Raw genomic sequence first — 18,497 nt, 5'->3', positions numbered from 1 at the left:
CGTTCATGCGCTCAGGCGGCAACCGAGCGCCCACCGATAGCCGTTGAGATCCTCGATCTGCGCGAAGCGGTCGCCCCAGAACTGGTCCTGCGGCGCGGTCAGCGACTTCGCGCCCGCGTCGAGCGCGCGCTGCCAGGTCGTGTCGACGTCATCGACATACAGATAGAACGACTGCGGGGCGGTTGCGTCCGCACTCTTCGGCGTGAGCGCGGTCGAGCCGAACGCGCCTTCGGGCGCGAACATCACGATCAGCTGCCCGCGGTAGGTCATCTCGACGTGCATGATCGCGCCGTCTTCATCGAGGACGTCGCGCAGCTCGAAGCCGAATGCGGACTGGAAGAACGCGATGGCCGCCTGCGCATTGCGCACGGCCAGATAGGGTGTCAACCAAGGCACGTTGGCCGGACGTGGATCGGTCATGAAAATCTCCTGTCGAACAGTGTTGGCGCTTGAGCGGCTACGCCGGTCCCATGCTTCGCGGTCCAACGGGTATTGGCGCCCGGGCGCCCGGCCCGCGCCATGTCGCGGACACCTGGGCGGGCCCCCGGAATCGTTCCGGGCCTGGGCGTCGCAGGTCGAGCGCGGGAGAACGCGCGACCTGCCTGCAGAACAATGCGTTCGCCCGTCAGCTCAGCGGCGAGCGCCCAGTGTATCGCGCAGCGCGCACGGCAGGGCAAAGAGGGCCGCATGAAGTCGCGCATCGTAGTAGCGCAATCCCTGCACGTGGCGTGCGGCGAGGCGTTCGTCGACGTCGTGCGCGAACAGCGCGGCCGCATCGAGCGTATCGCTCGCGATCGCCATCAGCCATTGGGAGCCGTATAGCGGCACATGCGCGGACAGCGGATCGACGACCGCGAAGCTCGCGCGCAGGTCGTCGAGCAGCGCGGCGATGCGCGCCGCGTGGAACTCCGGCGAGCCGAGGTGCATCGAGATCGCGCCGCACGGCGTGAGGATCCGCTTGAGTTGCGCGTAGAACTCGCGCGTATAGAGGCCGGCCGCGGGCGAATCGGGCGGCGTGAGGTCAAACACGACGAGATCGAAATGCTCGATGGTCGACGTGACGAAATGCGCGGCGTCGCCGATCACGACCTCGACGCGCGGGTCGTCGAGTGCGCCCTGGTGCACGTCGTCGAGATAGCGGCGCGCCATGCCGACCACTTCGTCGTCGAGCTCCGCGACGACGATCCGCTCGATGCATGCGTGCTTGAGCAACTGGCGCGCGGCCCCGCCGTCGCCGCCGCCGAGCACGAGCGCCTTCTTCGGGCAGGGATGCGCGAGTGCGGCCGGGTGCGTCATGCACTCGTGATACACGTATTCGTCGCCGACCGACGTCATCGGCCGGCCGTCCAGCGTAAACAGGCGGCCGAGCTGCGGCGTTTCCCAGACTTCGATGCGCTGGTGCGGCGACGCGACGTGCGCGAGCCGGCGTGCGTTCGGGAATCCGTAGGCGGCGTTGGGCGTGGGATGGAAGAGAAGGGTCGTGCTCACGGGCGGGCGGCTCGGGGCGGGCAGTTCTGACGTCTGAATTATAGGAGGCGCGCGGTTGTACGGAAAAGCGTGCCGGAACACCGCGCATCGACAAGGGAAATGTCAGCCCATCTGTTAAAATGACGAGCTTTGCAGCCCCGTCCGTAGGCTCCGTCCGCTTCGCGTCCGTCAGGCGCCGCACCGCGCGCCGGGAACGATTGACGCTCGAGCTTCCGGATGCCGCCGTGCCCCCGTTTCCTCGACTCGTTCTCCGGACTCGACATGACGACTTCGTCTCCCGCCTCCACCACTCTGATGGCCAACGCGATCCGTGCGCTCGCGATGGACGCCGTCCAGCAAGCGAACTCCGGTCACCCCGGCATGCCGATGGGCATGGCCGAAATCGGCGTTGCGCTCTGGTCGCGCCACCTGAAGCACAATCCGACGAACCCGCACTGGGCAGACCGCGACCGCTTCGTGCTGTCGAACGGCCATGGCTCGATGCTGCTGTACTCGCTGCTGCACCTGACCGGCTACGACCTGCCGATCGAAGAGCTGAAGAACTTCCGCCAGTTGCACTCGAAGACGCCGGGCCATCCGGAATACGGCATTACGCCGGGCGTCGAGACGACCACCGGCCCGCTCGGCCAGGGTCTGGCGAACGCGGTCGGCATGGCGCTCGGCGAAGCGCTGATGGCCGACGAGTTCAACCGTGACGGCGCGAAGATCGTCGATCACCACACGTACGTGTTCCTCGGCGACGGCTGCCTGATGGAAGGCATCTCGCACGAAGCCTGCTCGCTCGCGGGCACGCTGAAGCTGAACAAGCTGATCGCGCTGTACGACGACAACGGCATCTCGATCGACGGCGACGTCGTCAACTGGTTCCACGACGACACGCCGAAGCGCTTCGAGGCATACGGCTGGAACGTGATCCCGAACGTGAACGGCCACGACGTCGACGCGGTCGACGCGGCTATCGCGAAGGCGAAGCTGTCGGACAAGCCGACGATGATCTGCTGCAAGACGGTGATCGGCAAGGGCGCGGCGACCAAGGCCGGCGGCCACGACGTGCACGGCGCGGCGCTCGGCGCGGAAGAAATCGCGAAGACGCGCGAAGCGCTCGGCTGGAAGTGGGAGCCGTTCGTGATTCCGCAGGAAGTCTATGCGGCCTGGGACGCGAAGGAAGCCGGCAAGCGTGCCGAGACCGAATGGGACGCGACGTTCGCGCAATATCGTGCGAAGTTCCCGGCAGAAGCCGCTGAATTCGAGCGCCGGATGGCCAACCAGCTGCCGGCCGACTGGGCCGAGAAGGCCGCGGCGATCATCGCCGGCGCGAACGCGCGCGCCGAGACGGTCGCGACCCGCAAGGCCTCGCAGCAGGCCATCGAAGGGCTCGCTGCCGCACTGCCGGAACTGCTCGGCGGCTCGGCCGACTTGACCGGCTCGAACCTGACCAACTGGAAGGCATCGAAGGCGGTGCGCGCGAATCCGGAAGGCGCGGGCGTGCTGCTCGGCAACCACATCAACTACGGCGTGCGCGAATTCGGCATGAGCGCCGCGATCAACGGCCTCGCGCTGCACGGCGGCCACAAGCCGTTCGGCGGCACGTTCCTGACGTTCTCCGACTACAGCCGCAACGCGCTGCGCGTCGCGGCGCTGATGAAGGTCCCGTCGATCTTCGTGTTCACGCACGATTCGATCGGCCTCGGCGAAGACGGCCCGACGCACCAGTCCGTCGAGCACGTGTCGAGCCTGCGCCTGATCCCGAACCACGACGTGTGGCGTCCGGCCGACACGGTCGAGACGGCCGTCGCATGGACCCACGCGGTCGCTGCCGACCGTCCGTCGAGCCTGATCTTCAGCCGCCAGAACCTCGCGTTCAACCCGCGTACCGATGCGCAGATCGCGAACATCGAGAAGGGCGGCTACGTGCTGAAGGACTGGGACGAAGAGATCGTCGCGCGCAAGATCATCCTGATCGCGACGGGCTCGGAAGTCGAGCTCGCGATGAAGGCCGTCGAGCCCCTCGCGCAGCAGGGCATCGCGGCACGCGTCGTGTCGATGCCGTCGACCAACGTGTTCGATCGCCAGGACGCCGAATACCGTGAGCGCGTGCTGCCGCACGGCGTGCGCCGCGTCGCGATCGAAGCGGGCGTGACGAGCTTCTGGCACAAGTACGTTGGCCTCGAAGGCGGCGTCGTCGGGATCGACACGTTCGGCGAATCGGCACCGGCCGGCGTGCTGTTCAAGTACTTCGGTTTCACCGTCGAGCACGTCGTCGAGACCGCGAAGGCCGTGCTGGCCTAAAAGCATACGCGACGCGCGCCACCCCTCGCGCGCGTCGCACCGTGAAGCTGCACGTAACTAATTTTTTTCAGCCATCAGGAGATAGACCATGACGATCCGCGTCGCAATCAACGGCTACGGCCGCATCGGCCGCAACACGCTGCGCGCGTTTTATGAAAACGGCAAGAAGCACGATCTCGAGATCGTCGCGATCAATGACCTGGGCGACGCGAAGACCAACGCGCACCTGACCCAGTACGACACCGCGCACGGCAAGTTCCCGGGCGAAGTGTCGGTCGACGGCGACTACCTCGTCGTCAACGGCGACAAGATCCGCGTGCTGGCCAACCGCAACCCGGCAGAACTGCCGTGGGGTGAGCTCGGCGTCGACGTCGTGATGGAATGCACGGGCTTCTTCACGACGAAGGAAAAGGCGAGCGCGCACCTGAAGGGCGGCGCGAAGAAGGTGATCATCTCGGCGCCGGGCGGCAAGGACGTCGACGCAACGATCGTCTACGGCGTGAACCACAACGTGCTGAAGGCCGAGCACACCGTCATCTCGAACGCATCGTGCACGACGAACTGCCTCGCGCCGCTCGTCAAGCCGCTGAACGACCGGATCGGCCTCGAAACCGGCCTGATGACGACGATCCACGCTTACACGAACGACCAGGTGCTGACGGACGTCTATCACGAAGACCTGCGTCGTGCGCGTTCGGCCACCCACAGCCAGATCCCGACGAAGACGGGCGCTGCGTCGGCCGTCGGCCTCGTGCTGCCGGAACTGAACGGCAAGCTCGACGGCTACGCGATCCGCGTCCCGACGATCAACGTGTCGATCGTCGACCTGTCGTTCATCGCGAAGCGCGACACGACGGTCGAGGAAGTCAACGCGATCATGAAGGAAGCATCGGAAGGCTCGCTGAAGGGCATCCTCGGCTACAACGACGCGCCGCTGGTGTCGATCGACTTCAACCACAACCCGGCTTCGTCGACGTTCGACGCGACGCTGACCAAGGTGTCGGGCCGCCTCGTCAAGGTGTCGAGCTGGTACGACAACGAGTGGGGTTTCTCGAACCGCATGCTGGATACGGCAGTCGCATTCGCGAACGCGAAGTAATCCCGTACGTTGCGTGGCCGCCGTCAGGCGGCCTGCGCGGCGAACGAGCCCGGCCCGGTTTTTCCGGCCGGGCTTTTTTATTGCGCCGCCGCCGCCGCCGTCACCTGCTCGAGCGCGGCGACGAACGCGCGTTTCAGCGGGCTGTCGAGATCGGTCCACGCGAGGCCGATGCCGGTGCGGTGCCCGGCCAGGTCGAGCGGCCGCGCGAGCACGTTCGGCGGCAGCGCGCTGGCGGCTTCCGCCGGGATCAGCCCGATGCCCATTCCCGCCGCGACGAGCGCGAGCATCGTCGTGAATTCCCCGAACTCCTGCGCAATTTCGAGCGTCGTGCCCGCGCGACTCAGCGCGAGCAGCATGTCGTCGTAAAAGCCCGGTGCGTAGCGGCGCGCGAGCACGAACGCGGGCTCGCCACGCAGCGCGGCCGGCGAAACCGCGTCGTGCCCGGCGAGCGGATGGTCGAGCGGCAGCGCGACGACGAAACCCTCCTCGAGCACCACGCGCGTGTCGATGCCCGCATACGCGGCCGGCAGCCGGATCATCCCGAAATCGATCCGCCGGTCGCGCAATGCGGCGATCTGGTCGGGCGTCGGCATGTCCTTCAATTCGAGCGCGATCAGCGGATAGCGCTCGCGCATCGTCCGCAGCACGGCCGGCAGCAGCGCGGGCAGCACCGACGACACGAACGCGATCCGCAGCGTGCCGATCTCGCCGCGGCTCGACAGCCGCGCCATTTGTTCCGCGCGCGCGGCCTGCTGCAGCGTCGCCCGCGCCTCGGGCAGGAATACGCGCCCCGTGTCGCTCAGTTCGACCTTGTGCCGGTCGCGCTCGAACAGGCGCGCGCCGAGTTCTTCCTCGAGCGCCTTGATCTGCATGCTCAGCGCGGGCTGCACGATGAACAGGCGCTGCGCGGCGCGCCCGAAATGCAGTTCTTCCGCAAGCGTGACGAAGGCGCGCAATTGCTTGAGTTCCATGGGCGGTGGGCAGGCGAGCGCGGTAATCAGATTTCATGATAACCGGATCAAAAAAGACCATTGGCGCGGTGCCCGGCGGCAGCCGAAGATATCGTCAACGCGAGACCGGCCGCGACGGGCAGCCGGCTCGACTGGCACGAGGAGACATCCATGACCAACGCGCTTGACCGGTTCCGCCTCGACGGCCGCCGCGCACTGATTACGGGTTCCGGACGCGGGATCGGGCTGACGCTCGCTCGCGGGCTCGCGGAAGCCGGCGCGGCGATCGTCATCAACGATCGCAATGAGGAGAAGGCCGCGACGCTCGTGCGGCACCTGCGCGCGGAAGGCTTCACGGTCGACTACGCCATATTCGACGTCGCCGAGCATGCGCAGGTGCGCGCGGCGATCGACGATTTCGAGGGGCGCGTCGGCGCGATCGACATCCTCGTGAACAACGCGGGCATCCAGCGTCGAGCGCCGCTCGATGCATTCGAACCCGACGACTGGCACGCACTGATGCGCGTGAACCTCGACGGCGTGTTCAACGTCGCGCAGGCCGTCGCGCGTCACATGATCGCGCGCGGTCACGGGAAGATCATCAACATCTGCTCGGTGCAGAGCGAGCTCGCGCGGCCGACGATCGCGCCGTATGCAGCGACGAAGGGCGCGGTGCGGATGCTGACGAAAGGGATGTGCGCCGACTGGGCGCGCCACGGCATCCAGGCGAACGGGCTCGCGCCCGGCTATTTCGAAACCGAACTGAACCGCGCGCTGGTCGACGACGCGGCGTTTTCGGACTGGCTGTGCAAGCGCACGCCGGCCGGCCGCTGGGGGCGCGTCGACGAGCTGTGCGGCGCGGCGATCTTCCTCGCGTCGGCCGCATCCGATTTCGTGAACGGCCAGACGCTGTTCGTCGATGGCGGCCTCACCAGCGCGGTATAGGAGAACGTCATGCGTATGCGTTGCATGTGTGTCGTGATCCACGGGCCGAACGACCTGCGGGTCGAGGAGCAGGACGCGGGCGAGATCGGTCCGGGCCAGGTGCGCGTCGACGTCGCGATGGGCGGCATCTGCGGCTCCGATCTCCATTACTTCCGGCATGGCGGCTTCGGTGCGATCCGGCTGCAGCAGCCGATGGTGCTCGGCCACGAGGTCGCTGGCACGGTCGCGGCAGTGGCGCCGGACGTGACGTCGGTGAAGGTTGGCGACCGGGTCGCGGTCAATCCGAGCCGGCCGTGCGGTGCGTGCCGCTATTGTCTCGCCGGGCTGCCGAACCAGTGTCTCGACATGCGCTTCTACGGCAGCGCGATGCGGATGCCGCACGTGCAGGGCGCGTTCCGCAACGCGCTCGTGTGCGACGCGGTGCAGTGCGTGAAGGTCGCCGATCACGTGCCGCTGTCGCTCGCGGCGCTCGCCGAACCGTTCGCGGTCGGGTTGCATGCGGTGTCGCGCGCGGGCCCGCTGATCGGCAAGCGCGTGCTCGTGTCGGGCTGCGGGCCGATCGGCGTGCTGGCGATCGCGGCGGCGCGCGTGCACGGCGCGGCGGAGATCGTCGCGACCGACGTCGTCGACGCGCCGCTGGAAGTGGCACGCGCGCTCGGCGCCGACCGCACGATCAATGCGGCGGCCGATGCCGGATGGGTCGAACGCTACAGTGCCGACAAGGGCACGTTCGACGTGATGATCGAGTGTTCGGGTAATGCACGCGCGCTGCGTGACGGGCTGGACGTGATGTGTCCGCGCGGGGTCGTCGTGCAGCTCGGGCTCGGCGGCGACGTCAGCCTGCCGCAGAACGTGGTGGTCGCGAAGGAGTTGTCGATCTGCGGATCGTTCCGCTTTCACGCGGAATTCGCGCTGGCGGTGCAACTGATCAACGCGGGGCGCGTCGACCTGCGGCCGGCCGTCACGCGCGTGTTTTCGATGCGCGACGCGAACCTCGCGTTCGAACTGGCCGGCGACCGGCAGCGTGCGATGAAGGTGCTGATCGATTTCGCCGACGAGGCCGCGTGAAGGTCCGACACTAGCGCACGACGCCATCGACGCCGTCGGAAAAAGGCACGCCCGCGATTCGCGGGGCGTGCTTTTTTCGTCGTGCCGCGGAAACGTTCGCGACGCGCGAGCGAATCGATCGCTATTTCATTGAGCAGGGCGCGCAGCCGACGATCGCGATCGAGACGAATCCGGCCAGCGCGGTGCCGGCACGCGTGCGCGGCGGCCGGCTCGCGACGGTGCTGCCGGATGGCGTCAGCGGCCCGGCGTCGGAAAGAAGATGCCCGCGCGCTGCGCGGCGTTCGCGATGTGCGTCTCGATCGCGATGCCGGAGGCGGCCGCATCGCGGGCGATCAGCGCGTCGACGATCGCGCGGTGCTCGTGCCACGTCGACAGCAGCAGCTCGCGCCGGTAGAACGGCATGCGCTGGCTTTCCTTCATGATGTCCGCGCTGCTGCGCAGCACCGACTCGATCGCCGCATTGCCGGCGAGATGGATGATCCGCATGTGGAAGTCGAAGTCGAGCCGCGACGCTTCGTCCAGCTCGCTTTCGGTGAGCGCGACGTGCAGATCGGCCAGGTTGTCCTCGAACCATGCGATGTCGTCGTCGGTGACGACGTGCGCGGCCATGCGCGCGGCGAACCCTTCGAGCGCATAGCGCATCTGGTACGTGTCGGGCGGCGACGACTGCTCGGCGAACTGCCATGGATGGGCGGCGCTCGCCTGCGCGCTTTCGACATAGACGCCCTTGCCGGCGCGGATGCGCAGCATCCCGAGCGCCTCGAGCGTGGAGAGCGCCTCGCGCAGCGACGCACGGCTGATCTCCAGCTCCTCGGAGAGCTGGCGCTGGGCCGGCAGCAGGCTGCCGACCGGATAGACGCCTGCCTCGATCCGGTCGCGGATCGTCGCGATGGCGGCGTCGGTCACGGTGTGCGGAACGTTTTTCATGATGTGAGCGATGGCCGGTCTGACCGGCATTGTAATCCGCACGCGTGCAGTGCATGAGCGCCCTACGGGAAAGCCACGATCAGCCCCTGTTTGGTGCGCCGAAAACCAGGGCGAAGGGGGGCGGGAAATCCCTATTTTGTTCGTCCTTGACGCCACTATATCGGCTTCCTACTATCCACCATAACATCACTGGTCTTACCAGTATGAACAGACGAAACTGCAACCGTTGATCGGGAGAGCGCCGTGTCGAAATTCCTCAATTCGCTGTTTGGCCGGGTAGTCGTCGCATTAATCCTGGGGGTCGCGCTAGGCGCGTTCTTCCCGCATTTCGCCGAGTCGCTGCGACCGCTCGGCGACGGCTTCCTGAAGCTCATCAAGATGGTTATCGGCCCGATCGTGTTCTGCGTCGTGGTCAGCGGGATGGCCAATGCGGGCGACCTGAAGAAGGTTGGCCGGGTCGGCCTGAAGGCCGTCATCTACTTCGAGGTGATGACCACGCTCGCGCTCGGCATCGGGCTCGTCCTCGCGTGGCTCACGCGCCCGGGCGTCGGGATGAACATTGACCTGCGCTCGCTCGACGCAGCCTCGCTCACGTCGTACGCGAAGAACGCCGAAAGCCTGAAGGACACGGCCGGCTACCTGATGAAGATTATCCCCGAGACCGCGATCGACGCGTTCGCGAAGGGCGACATCCTGCAGATCCTCGTGTTCGCGGTACTGTTCGGCTCCGCGCTGTCGCTGCTCGGCGACAAGGCGCAGCGCGTGAACAGCCTGATCGAGGAACTGTCGCACGTGTTCTTCCGCATCATCGGCTTCATCATCAAGCTCGCGCCGCTCGGCGTGCTCGGTGCGATCGCGTTCACGACCGGCAAGTACGGCGTCTCGTCGCTCAAGCAGCTCGGCTACCTCGTCGCGGTGTTCTACCTGAGCTGCTTCGTGTTCGTCACGGTCGTGCTCGGCGTGGTTATGCGTCTCGCGGGCTTCTCGGTGTTCAAGCTGATCCGCTACCTGCGCGAGGAACTGTCGATCGTGCTCGGCACGGCATCGTCGGACGCGGTGCTGCCGCAGGTGATGAGCAAGCTCGAATACATGGGCATCAAGGATTCGACGGTTGGCCTCGTGATCCCGACCGGCTATTCATTCAACCTCGACGGCTTCTCGATCTACCTGACGCTCGCCGTGCTGTTCATCGCGCAGGCCACCAACACGCCGCTGTCCACGCATGACCTGATCGTCGTGCTGCTCGTGTCGCTCGTCACGTCGAAGGGCGCGCACGGGATTCCGGGTTCGGCGATCGTGATCCTCGCGGCGACGTTGTCGGCGATTCCCGCGATTCCGGTGCTCGGCCTCGTGCTGATCCTGCCGGTCGACTGGTTCGTCGGCATCGCCCGCGCGCTGACCAACCTGATCGGCAACTGCGTCGCCACGGTGGTCGTCGCGGTGTGGGAGAACGACATCGACCGGGCCCGCGCGACGCGCGTGCTGAACCGCGAGCTGCGCTACGTGGCGGCCGACGCACAAGGCAGCAGCGCACCGGTCGCCGGCGACCAGGCCCACGCGCTCTGAGCATCACGCGTGCGCAGCGGCTTTCCCCGGCTGCTGCGCGCGATCGAATTTCCCGCGGCCGGCGCCACGACGCGCCCGCCCATCTCAAAAAATAGTGGAGACGACATGGCAGCCCCCATCCTGGATCCGAACGCGCCGGCCTTCACGCGGCGCTACATGAACCTCGCCGACCCGCGACTGGGCGCGCAGGCGCTCTTCGCGAGCGACGAATTCTTCGCGCCGAAGGAGCGCATGCTCAATCCCGAGCCGGCCGTCTTCATCCCCGGCAAGTACGACGATCACGGCAAGTGGATGGACGGCTGGGAAACGCGCCGCAAGCGCACGACCGGCCACGACTTCTGCGTGGTCCGGCTCGCGCGGCCGGGCGTGATTTACGGCGTCGATCTCGATACGAGCCACTTCACCGGCAACTTCCCGCCGGCTGCGTCGATCGAGGCATGCGCGGTGGACGGCGACACGCCGCCGGACGACGCCGAATGGCGCACGATCGTCCCCGCGACGACGCTGCAGGGCAATTCGCATCACTATGTCAGCGTCGATGACGCGCAACCGTTCACGCACCTGCGCGTGAACCTGTATCCGGACGGCGGGCTCGCGCGCTTGCGCGTGTACGGCCAGCCGCAGCGCGACTGGCGCCGCGTGCCGACGGGCGAGCTCGTCGATCTCGCGGCGATCGAGAACGGCGGCTACCTGGTGGCCGCGAACAACCAGCACTTCGGCCCGGCCTCGCAGATGCTGATGCCGGGGCGCGGCGCGAACATGGGCGACGGCTGGGAAACGCGGCGCCGCCGCGAGCCCGGCAACGACTGGGCGATCGTCGCGCTGGCGCGGCCGGGCATCATCCGGCGCGTCGAGGTCGATACGGCGTTCTTCAAGGGCAACTTCCCCGACCGCTGTTCGCTGCAGGCCGCGCGGGTCGCGGGCGGCACCGACGACTCGCTCGTCACGCAGGCGATGTTCTGGGCCGAACTGCTCGGCGAGCAGAAGTTGCAGATGGACCACGTGCATACGTTCGACCAGCTCGCGGCACTCGGCCCCGTCACGCACGTGCGCTTCAACATCTTCCCGGACGGCGGCGTGTCGCGCCTGCGTCTGTGGGGCGAGCCGGCTTGAAGGAGGGCAATGGCATGAGCGGACCCCACATCCTGCGCGTCGAGCGCCTGACCCGCGAAGCGTTCGCGCCGTTCGGCGACGTGATCGCGCTCGACGGCGCGCGGCATTTCCCGATCAACGGCGGCACCACCGAGCGCTTCCACGATCTCGCGACGATCGATGTCTGCGCGGACGGCGGCCGGCCGCTCGTCAGCGTGTTTCGTGCGCAGCCGCGTGCGCTGCCGGTCGCGATCACGCTGATGGAGCGCCACCCGCACGGCAGCCAGGCGTTCATCCCGCTGGCGGCCGTGTCGCGCTACGCGATCGTCGTCGCGCCGGCCGGCGAGTTCCGGCCCGACGCGATGCGTGCGTTCCTGGCCGAAGGCTGGCAGGGCGTGAATTATGCGAAGGGCGTCTGGCACCATCCGCTGCTCGCGCTCGACGCGGTGAGCGACTTCGTGATCGTCGACCGCGGCGGCCCGCAGCCGAACTGCGACGAGATTCCGCTCGACGACGCATGGGCGCTCGAGTTCGAGCCGGCCTGCGCGAGCGCGGCCTGACGCACGGCGAAGGGCGGCATCGGGCGCCGATCACCGGGCGTCGACGATCGTGCGGCGGCTGCACGGTTCGCCGCCGCACGATCGATTGAAAACGTTCGTCCCGACCCGGCCCGCAGGCGACCCGCGGGCCGTTTTCATTCCGGCTCCGAAAACGACGCGGCCCGGGCGGCGGGATGCCGGCCGGGCCGCGGTGCTTGCGCGAGGGGTTCGATCAGTGCTTGCGGTGCGGGCAGTTCTCGGTCGTGCACGAACCGTACATCGCGAGCGAGTGTTCCTGGAGCCGGAAGCCGCGCTCCTTCGCGATTGCCTGCTGGCGGCTTTCGATCTCGGCATCGAAGAATTCCTCGACACGGCCGCAATCGAGGCAGACGAGGTGATCGTGGTGCGAACCCTCATTCAGTTCGAACACGGCCTTGCCGGATTCGAAGTTGCTGCGCGTAAGCAGGCCGGCCTGCTCGAACTGCGTCAGCACGCGGTAAACGGTGGCGAGCCCGATGTCGAGTTGCTCGTTGAGCAGGTTGCGGTAGACGTCTTCGGCAGTCAGGTGACGCACCGGGCTTTGCTGGAAGATTTCGAGAATCTTGAGGCGCGGTAGGGTGGCCTTTAGCCCGATATTCTTGAGATCCGTCGGATTGGTCATGGCTAGGCATCCCTAGAGTACAATGCAGGGCTTCAATGTTACCGGCTTTTCGCCGTTCCAGAAACACGCGCGGCTCGCGACGCGGGCCAGCACGGTGACGGAAATGTTCCCGGAATCTCTTTCGCACTTTCAGAGGAGTCGCATGCGGAGTGCCATCATCGCTGCCGCCGCCGTTGCCGCGCTGGCTGGTTGTTCGTCGTACGACAGCGTGACGCAGCGTATCGCGCAGAGCATCACGCCCTATCGGATCACGGTCGTGCAGGGCAACTTCGTGTCGCAGGAGAAGGCCGCGCAGCTGCAGGCCGGAATGACGCGCGAGCAAGTCCGCGCGCTGCTCGGCACGCCGCTGCTGGCGGACATGTTCCATGCCGACCGCTGGGATTACCTCTTTTACTTCAAGCGCGGCTCCACGTCCGTCGTCCAGCAGCGCGACCTCGTGCTGACGTTCGCGAGCGATCGCCTCGCGAGCTGGACCGGCGCCGACAACCTGCCTTCCGAGCTCGACCTGCTGGCCGACATCGACGGCGACCGCGGCGGCAAGAAGGCGAAGGCCGCAGCCGCGGCGAAGAAGGCGGCCGAAGCGGCCGCTGCCGCGAGCGCCGCGCAGGCTGCCGAGGCCGCGAGCCCGTCCGCCGGGCTGGCGTCCGGCGCGGCGGTCGACCAGGATGCGAACGCCCAGGCGGCGCGCGCGGCGAACCGCGCGACCAACCAGGTATCGGGGCAGGGCTCGGCCAGCCGTCGCTTCACGCCGTCCGCGCAGGCTTCGGGCGGCGCGCCGGTGCCGGGCGGCCAGCCGCCGGGCGCCGCGCCGGCGATCCAGCCGCAGTTCCAGTTCCATCGTCCGCCGCAGCCGAACGTGTCGAACGAAGCGGTGCCGCCCGTCGGCCCGCAAGGCTCCGACAACCTGCAGAACCAGCCGCTCACCGCGCCCCAGTAAGCGGCCGGCGTGCGGAAACAGGGCGGCATGCGCCGCCCGCCTTTAGACCTGTCGTGTAGAAAGCCATGAAGATTGCGATTGCCGGTGCATCGGGCCGTATGGGCCGGATGCTGATCGAAGCCGTTCTCAATGATTCCGACGCGCAGCTCGTCGGCGCGCTCGACCGCGCCGATTCGCCGTTCCTCGGCCAGGACGCGGGCGCGTTCCTCGGCAAGGAAACCGGAATCAAGCTGACCGACGACCTCGATGCCGTGTTCGCGCAGGCCGACTACCTGATCGACTTCACGCGGCCGGAAGGCACGATCGCGCACGTCGCGGCCGCGCTGCGCCACGACGTGAAGCTCGTGATCGGCACGACCGGCTTCACCGTCGAGCAGAAGGCCGAGCTGCAGGCCGCTGCGGCCAGGATCGGCATCGTGTTCGCGGCGAACATGAGCGTCGGCGTGAACGTCACGCTGAAGCTGCTCGAATTCGCGGCGAAGCATTTCTCGCACGGCTACGACATCGAAATCATCGAGGCGCACCACCGTCACAAGGTCGACGCGCCGTCGGGCACCGCGCTGATGATGGGCGAAGCCGTGGCCGGCGCGCTCGGGCGCTCGCTCGACGACTGCGCGGTGTACGGCCGCCAAGGCGTGACGGGCGAACGCGATCCGTCGACGATCGGTTTTGCGGCCGTGCGCGGCGGCGACATCGTCGGCGATCACACCGTGCTGTTCGCCGGGATCGGCGAACGGATCGAAATCACGCACAAGTCGTCGAGCCGCGTGTCGTACGCGCAGGGCGCGCTGCGTGCGGTCCGCTTCCTGTCGGCGCGCGGCGCCGGCCTGTTCGACATGCAGGACGTGCTCGGCCTGCGCTGACCCTCACGGGGAAACTCCGATGGCGATTCCCACCGGCGTTGTCCACTACCTCGAAAGCGGCGATGCGATCACGCACGCCGTCGCCTATGTGCTGCTGGCGATGTCCGTCGCCAGCTGGTGCTTTCTCCTCATGAAGGCCTGGCTGCTGGTCCGCGCGAAGCGGCAGGGGCCGCGCGCGCTCGCGGCGTTCTGGCGCGCGGCGTCGCTCGACGCAGGCATCGACGCGCTCGCCGCCGCCGATCGGGAGCGCGTGTTCGTGCCGCTCGCCGAAGCCGCGCGCGACGCGGCCGACGAACACGATCCGGCCGCGCTGGCCGCGCGCGTCGAGCGCAGTGAACGCGTGCTGCGCGCGCTGCGTCACGCGATGCTGCGCTCGCAGCGGCGTCTCGAGTTCGGTCAGGTGCTGCTCGCGTCGATCGGCAGCACCGCTCCGTTCGTCGGCCTGCTCGGCACCGTGTGGGGCATCTATCACGCGCTCGGCAGCATCGCCGCGAGCGGACAGGCGCAGATCGAGAACGTCGCGGGGCCGGTCGGCGAGGCGCTGATCATGACCGCGTTCGGGCTTGTCGTCGCGATCCCCGCGGTGCTCGCCTACAACATCCTCGGGCGGCTCGTGCGCCAGCTCGCCGAGGAACTCGACGGCTTCGCGCGCGACCTGCACGTATTCGTGTGCGCGCAGGGCGCCTGACGCGCGGCCGGGAGGAGCGACCATGGCATTCGGCGGACTGGAGCACCACAAGACGTCCGCGCCGATGGCGGAGATCAACATGACGCCGCTGATCGACGTGATGCTCGTGCTGCTCGTCATCTTCATCATCACCGCGCCGCTGATGACGCACGCGATCCGGCTCGACCTGCCGAAGGTCGCGGCCGGCGTCGCGCGCGATACGCCGCAATCGGTCACGCTGTCGATCGACGACGCCGGCAAGCTGTACTGGGACGACACCCCCGTCGCACTCGACGCGCTGCCGGCGCGCTTTCAGGCCGCCGCCGCGGGCGCCGCACCGCCCGAGCTGCGGCTGCGCGCGTCGCGCGCGACCCGCTACGACGTGATCGCGCAGGTGATGGGCGCCGCGCAGGCCGCGGGCCTCACGCGGATCGGCTTCGTCACCGACGTGCCGCCGGCGGGCGCCGCCGCGCCGGCCGCCGCGGGCGCGAAACCCTGACCTGCCGGCCGCCGGCGAGCCCGGCGCCGGCAAGAATGCGCCGCGGCCCGCGACACCCGGCCGTACCGCCCGCCACGGACGGTATAATCGTCGTTTCCGCCCGGTTGGCAGGGTTTCGCCGGGTAACCTGGAGACCCTCCGGGTTACCCGGCGAATATCCGGACCATGATGCAGGCCCGAGAACCGTGAGCCTGCTCCCGCCGCCGGGCTGCCCGATTTCGTCCACTTCCGCGTGCCCGCCTCGTGGCGCGCTGCTTAAAGCCTAGTCCGAACCACACCATGCACGAGAGATACGTACCCGCCGACGTCGAAGCCGCCGCCCAGGGCGACTGGCGCGCAGCCGATGCCTACAAGACGAGGGAAGATTCGCAGAAGCCGAAGTTCTACTGCGTGTCGATGCTGCCGTATCCGTCCGGCAAGCTGCACATGGGTCACGTGCGCAACTACACGATCAACGACGTGATGTACCGCTATCTGCGGATGAACGGCTACAACACGCTGATGCCGATGGGCTGGGACGCGTTCGGGATGCCGGCCGAGAACGCCGCGATGGCGAACGGCGTGCCGCCCGCGAAGTGGACCTACGACAACATCGACTACATGAAGGGCCAGATGCAGTCGATGGGCCTCGCGATCGACTGGTCGCGCGAAATCGCGACGTGCAAGCCCGACTACTACAAGTGGAACCAGTGGCTGTTCCTGAAGATGCTCGAGAAGGGCATCGCGTACAAGAAGACGGGCACCGTGAACTGGGACCCGGTCGACCAGACCGTGCTCGCGAACGAGCAGGTGATCGACGGCCGCGGCTGGCGCTCGGGCGCGCTCGTCGAGAAGCGCGAGATCCCGATGTATTACCTGCGGATCACGCAGTACGCGGATGAGCTGCTGAACGATCTCGAGGGCCTCGGCTGGCCCGAGCGCGTGAAGATCATGCAGCAGAACTGGATCGGCAAGAGCTTCGGCGTGAACTTCGGCTTCCCGTACGAACTCGACGGCGAGCAGGCGCTCCTGCGCGTGTTCACGACGCGTGCCGACACGATCATGGGCGTCACGTTCTGCGCGGTCGCGGCCGAGCACCCGCTTGCCACGCGCCTCGCGCAGGGCAAGCCGGAACTGCAGGCGTTCATCGACGAATGCAAGCGCGGCGGCGTCGCCGAGGCCGACGTCGCGACGATGGAGAAGAAGGGCGTCGCGACGGGCTTCTCGGTGTCGCACCCGCTCACAGGTGAGCCGGTCGAGGTCTGGATCGGCAACTACGTGCTGATGAGCTATGGCGAAGGCGCGGTGATGGGCGTGCCGGGCCACGACGAGCGCGATTTCGCATTCGCGAAGAAGTACGGCCTGCCGATCAAGCAGGTGATTTCGAGCGAAGGGCAGACGTACTCGCTGGATGCCTGGCAGGAATGGTACGGCGACAAGGAAACCGCGGTCTGCGTGAACAGCGGCAAGTACGACGGCCTGCGCTATGCGGATGCGGTCGACGCGGTCGCGGCCGACCTGAAGGCCGGCGGCTACGGCGACAAGCAGGTCACGTGGCGCCTGCGCGACTGGGGCGTGTCGCGCCAGCGCTACTGGGGCACGCCGATCCCGATCATCCACTGCCCGTCGTGCGGCGACGTGCCGGTGCCGGAGCAGGACCTGCCGGTCGTGCTGCCGGAAGACCTCGTGCCGGACGGCTCGGGCAACCCGCTCGCGAAGTCGGAAGCGTTCCTGAACTGCTCGTGCCCGAAGTGCGGCGCGGCCGCGAAGCGCGAGACCGACACGATGGACACCTTCGTCGATTCGTCGTGGTACTTCTCGCGCTACACGGCGCCGGACGCCGAGACGATGGTCGACGCGCGCACCGATTACTGGATGCCGATGGACCAGTACATCGGCGGCATCGAGCACGCGATCCTGCACCTGCTGTATTCGCGCTTCTGGACCAAGGTGATGCGTGACCTCGGCCTCGTGAAGTTCGGCGAGCCGGCGAAGAACCTGCTCACGCAGGGGATGGTGCTGAACGAGACGTTCTACCGCGAAGACGCATCCGGCAAGAAGACCTGGTACAACCCGGCCGACGTGACGGTCACGCACGACGACAAGGGCCGCCCGGTCGGCGCGACGCTGAACACGGACGGCCAGCCGGTCGTGCTCGGCGGCATCGAGAAGATGTCGAAGTCGAAGAACAACGGTGTCGATCCGCAGGTGCTGATCGACCAGTACGGCGCCGATACCGCGCGCCTGTTCACGATGTTCGCGGCGCCGCCCGAGCAGCAGCTCGAGTGGTCGGGCGCGGGCGTCGAAGGCGCGAGCCGCTTCCTGCGCCGCGTGTGGAGCTTCGGCGCGACGAACCGCGAAGCGCTCGCCGTGCGCGCGGGCTTCGACGCGGCCGCGCTCGGCGACGCCGACAAGGCGCTGCGCCGCGAAATCTACAGCGTGCTGAAGCAGGCCGATTTCGACTACCAGCGCCTGCAGTACAACACGGTCGTGTCGGCCGCGATGAAGATGCTGAACGCGATCGACGGCGCGAAGGGCGCGACGCCCGCCGTGCTGCGCGAGACGTACGGCGTGCTGCTGCGCGTGCTGTACCCTGTCGTGCCGCACGTCACGTTCGAGCTGTGGAAGGCGCTCGGCTACGCGGACGAATTCGGCTCGCTGCTCGACGCACCGTGGCCGAAGGTCGACGAGGCCGCGCTCGAGCAGGCCGAGATCGAACTCGTGCTGCAGGTGAACGGCAAGGTGCGCGGCGCGCTGAAGGTTGCGAAGGACGCGAGCCGCGAGGCGATCGAGGCCGCGGCAGTGGCCGACGAAGCGTTCGCGAAGTTCAGCGACGGCAAGCCGGCGAAGAAGATCGTCGTCGTGCCCGGCCGCCTCGTGAACATCGTCGTCTGACGGCCATTGGCCGTCGGGCGCACACAGAAGGAG

17 protein-coding genes are annotated in these 18,497 nt (G+C 67.6%); 12 read left to right on the top strand and 5 right to left on the bottom strand.

The window, feature by feature from the left end; all coding sequences use genetic code 11:
• Positions 1-3 precede the first annotated feature (3 nt).
• Positions 4-420: a VOC family protein gene (locus ACVK00_RS20360; protein WP_284894891.1), complete on the bottom strand. Its 417-nt coding sequence runs from the start codon at positions 418-420 to the stop codon at positions 4-6.
• Between the two features lie 210 nt (positions 421-630).
• Positions 631-1,488, bottom strand: a complete 858-nt coding sequence (speE, locus tag ACVK00_RS20355) for a polyamine aminopropyltransferase (protein ID WP_166725824.1) — start codon at positions 1,486-1,488, stop codon at positions 631-633.
• 216 nt (positions 1,489-1,704) lie between these two features.
• Between speE and tkt the strand changes: the two genes are divergently transcribed.
• A complete protein-coding gene (tkt, locus tag ACVK00_RS20350; protein ID WP_354122915.1) occupies positions 1,705-3,777 on the top strand; it encodes a transketolase in 2,073 nt (690 codons plus the stop codon).
• An 88-nt stretch (positions 3,778-3,865) separates the two neighbouring features.
• Positions 3,866-4,876, top strand: a complete 1,011-nt coding sequence (gap, locus tag ACVK00_RS20345) for a type I glyceraldehyde-3-phosphate dehydrogenase (RefSeq protein WP_228906840.1) — start codon at positions 3,866-3,868, stop codon at positions 4,874-4,876.
• A gap of 77 nt (positions 4,877-4,953) precedes the next feature.
• On the opposite strand, the gene ACVK00_RS20340 is transcribed toward gap, so the two are convergent.
• Positions 4,954-5,847, bottom strand: coding sequence for a LysR family transcriptional regulator (locus ACVK00_RS20340; protein WP_229050526.1), 894 nt, complete (start codon positions 5,845-5,847; stop codon positions 4,954-4,956).
• A gap of 150 nt (positions 5,848-5,997) precedes the next feature.
• Between ACVK00_RS20340 and ACVK00_RS20335 the strand changes: the two genes are divergently transcribed.
• Both ACVK00_RS20335 and ACVK00_RS20330 read left to right on the top strand, forming a co-directional pair.
• A complete protein-coding gene (locus ACVK00_RS20335) occupies positions 5,998-6,771 on the top strand; it encodes an SDR family NAD(P)-dependent oxidoreductase (RefSeq protein ID WP_228906843.1) in 774 nt (257 codons plus the stop codon).
• A 9-nt stretch (positions 6,772-6,780) separates the two neighbouring features.
• On the top strand, positions 6,781-7,839 hold the full coding sequence (locus ACVK00_RS20330; protein ID WP_284894887.1) for an L-idonate 5-dehydrogenase: 1,059 nt from the start codon (positions 6,781-6,783) through the stop codon (positions 7,837-7,839).
• A 234-nt stretch (positions 7,840-8,073) separates the two neighbouring features.
• Here the strand turns inward: ACVK00_RS20330 and ACVK00_RS20325 are convergent, their stop codons facing one another.
• The gene (locus ACVK00_RS20325; RefSeq protein WP_228906847.1) at positions 8,074-8,796 is read right to left on the bottom strand and encodes a FadR/GntR family transcriptional regulator; all 723 of its coding nucleotides are present in this window, start codon (positions 8,794-8,796) and stop codon (positions 8,074-8,076) included.
• A gap of 213 nt (positions 8,797-9,009) precedes the next feature.
• On the opposite strand from ACVK00_RS20325, the gene ACVK00_RS20320 reads away from it, so the two are divergent.
• From ACVK00_RS20320 to ACVK00_RS20310, 3 genes are all read left to right on the top strand, one after another.
• Positions 9,010-10,332, top strand: coding sequence for a C4-dicarboxylate transporter DctA (locus ACVK00_RS20320; RefSeq protein ID WP_006760298.1), 1,323 nt, complete (start codon positions 9,010-9,012; stop codon positions 10,330-10,332).
• 105 nt (positions 10,333-10,437) lie between these two features.
• Positions 10,438-11,445 (top strand): allantoicase, encoded by a 1,008-nt coding sequence (gene alc, locus ACVK00_RS20315; RefSeq protein WP_284894885.1) that lies wholly within the window; start codon positions 10,438-10,440, stop codon positions 11,443-11,445.
• Positions 11,446-11,459: 14 nt separating this feature from the next.
• On the top strand, positions 11,460-11,984 hold the full coding sequence (locus ACVK00_RS20310; RefSeq protein ID WP_228906850.1) for an ureidoglycolate lyase: 525 nt from the start codon (positions 11,460-11,462) through the stop codon (positions 11,982-11,984).
• A 211-nt stretch (positions 11,985-12,195) separates the two neighbouring features.
• Here the strand turns inward: ACVK00_RS20310 and fur are convergent, their stop codons facing one another.
• Complete coding sequence (fur, locus tag ACVK00_RS20305; protein WP_006753314.1) at positions 12,196-12,624, bottom strand: ferric iron uptake transcriptional regulator; 429 nt, start codon at positions 12,622-12,624, stop codon at positions 12,196-12,198.
• Positions 12,625-12,766: 142 nt separating this feature from the next.
• Between fur and ACVK00_RS20300 the strand changes: the two genes are divergently transcribed.
• The 5 genes from ACVK00_RS20300 to leuS all read left to right on the top strand — a co-directional run bounded on the left by ACVK00_RS20300 (position 12,767) and on the right by leuS (position 18,464).
• The gene (locus ACVK00_RS20300; protein WP_284894883.1) at positions 12,767-13,561 is read left to right on the top strand and encodes an outer membrane protein assembly factor BamE; all 795 of its coding nucleotides are present in this window, start codon (positions 12,767-12,769) and stop codon (positions 13,559-13,561) included.
• A 65-nt stretch (positions 13,562-13,626) separates the two neighbouring features.
• Positions 13,627-14,424 (top strand): 4-hydroxy-tetrahydrodipicolinate reductase, encoded by a 798-nt coding sequence (gene dapB / locus ACVK00_RS20295; protein WP_284894881.1) that lies wholly within the window; start codon positions 13,627-13,629, stop codon positions 14,422-14,424.
• Between the two features lie 19 nt (positions 14,425-14,443).
• Positions 14,444-15,112, top strand: a complete 669-nt coding sequence (locus ACVK00_RS20290; RefSeq protein ID WP_284894880.1) for a MotA/TolQ/ExbB proton channel family protein — start codon at positions 14,444-14,446, stop codon at positions 15,110-15,112.
• A 22-nt stretch (positions 15,113-15,134) separates the two neighbouring features.
• Positions 15,135-15,590 carry an ExbD/TolR family protein gene (locus ACVK00_RS20285; protein WP_011655957.1) on the top strand — a complete coding sequence of 152 codons (456 nt, stop codon included), beginning with the start codon at positions 15,135-15,137 and terminating at the stop codon, positions 15,588-15,590.
• A 279-nt stretch (positions 15,591-15,869) separates the two neighbouring features.
• Positions 15,870-18,464: a leucine--tRNA ligase gene (gene leuS, locus ACVK00_RS20280; protein WP_284894878.1), complete on the top strand. Its 2,595-nt coding sequence runs from the start codon at positions 15,870-15,872 to the stop codon at positions 18,462-18,464.
• Positions 18,465-18,497 lie beyond the last annotated feature (33 nt).

The organism is Burkholderia sp. PvR073, from assembly GCF_054055695.1.
This window is presented reverse-complemented; position numbering and strand designations above follow the sequence as displayed.

Bases quoted from the DNA above. Each gene is read 5' to 3' on its own strand.
- leuS (WP_284894878.1), top strand. From the start codon at position 15,870: ATGCACGAGAGATACGTACCCGCCGACGTCGAAGCCGCCGCCCAGGGC.
- ACVK00_RS20285 (WP_011655957.1), top strand. From the start codon at position 15,135: ATGGCATTCGGCGGACTGGAGCACCACAAGACGTCCGCGCCGATGGCG.
- ACVK00_RS20290 (WP_284894880.1), top strand. From the start codon at position 14,444: ATGGCGATTCCCACCGGCGTTGTCCACTACCTCGAAAGCGGCGATGCG.
- fur (WP_006753314.1), bottom strand. From the start codon at position 12,624: ATGACCAATCCGACGGATCTCAAGAATATCGGGCTAAAGGCCACCCTA.
- ACVK00_RS20340 (WP_229050526.1), bottom strand. From the start codon at position 5,847: ATGGAACTCAAGCAATTGCGCGCCTTCGTCACGCTTGCGGAAGAACTG.
- ACVK00_RS20330 (WP_284894887.1), top strand. From the start codon at position 6,781: ATGCGTATGCGTTGCATGTGTGTCGTGATCCACGGGCCGAACGACCTG.
- alc (WP_284894885.1), top strand. From the start codon at position 10,438: ATGGCAGCCCCCATCCTGGATCCGAACGCGCCGGCCTTCACGCGGCGC.
- ACVK00_RS20360 (WP_284894891.1), bottom strand. From the start codon at position 420: ATGACCGATCCACGTCCGGCCAACGTGCCTTGGTTGACACCCTATCTG.
- ACVK00_RS20325 (WP_228906847.1), bottom strand. From the start codon at position 8,796: ATGCCGGTCAGACCGGCCATCGCTCACATCATGAAAAACGTTCCGCAC.
- gap (WP_228906840.1), top strand. From the start codon at position 3,866: ATGACGATCCGCGTCGCAATCAACGGCTACGGCCGCATCGGCCGCAAC.
- ACVK00_RS20310 (WP_228906850.1), top strand. From the start codon at position 11,460: ATGAGCGGACCCCACATCCTGCGCGTCGAGCGCCTGACCCGCGAAGCG.
- ACVK00_RS20300 (WP_284894883.1), top strand. From the start codon at position 12,767: ATGCGGAGTGCCATCATCGCTGCCGCCGCCGTTGCCGCGCTGGCTGGT.
- dapB (WP_284894881.1), top strand. From the start codon at position 13,627: ATGAAGATTGCGATTGCCGGTGCATCGGGCCGTATGGGCCGGATGCTG.
- ACVK00_RS20335 (WP_228906843.1), top strand. From the start codon at position 5,998: ATGACCAACGCGCTTGACCGGTTCCGCCTCGACGGCCGCCGCGCACTG.
- tkt (WP_354122915.1), top strand. From the start codon at position 1,705: ATGCCGCCGTGCCCCCGTTTCCTCGACTCGTTCTCCGGACTCGACATG.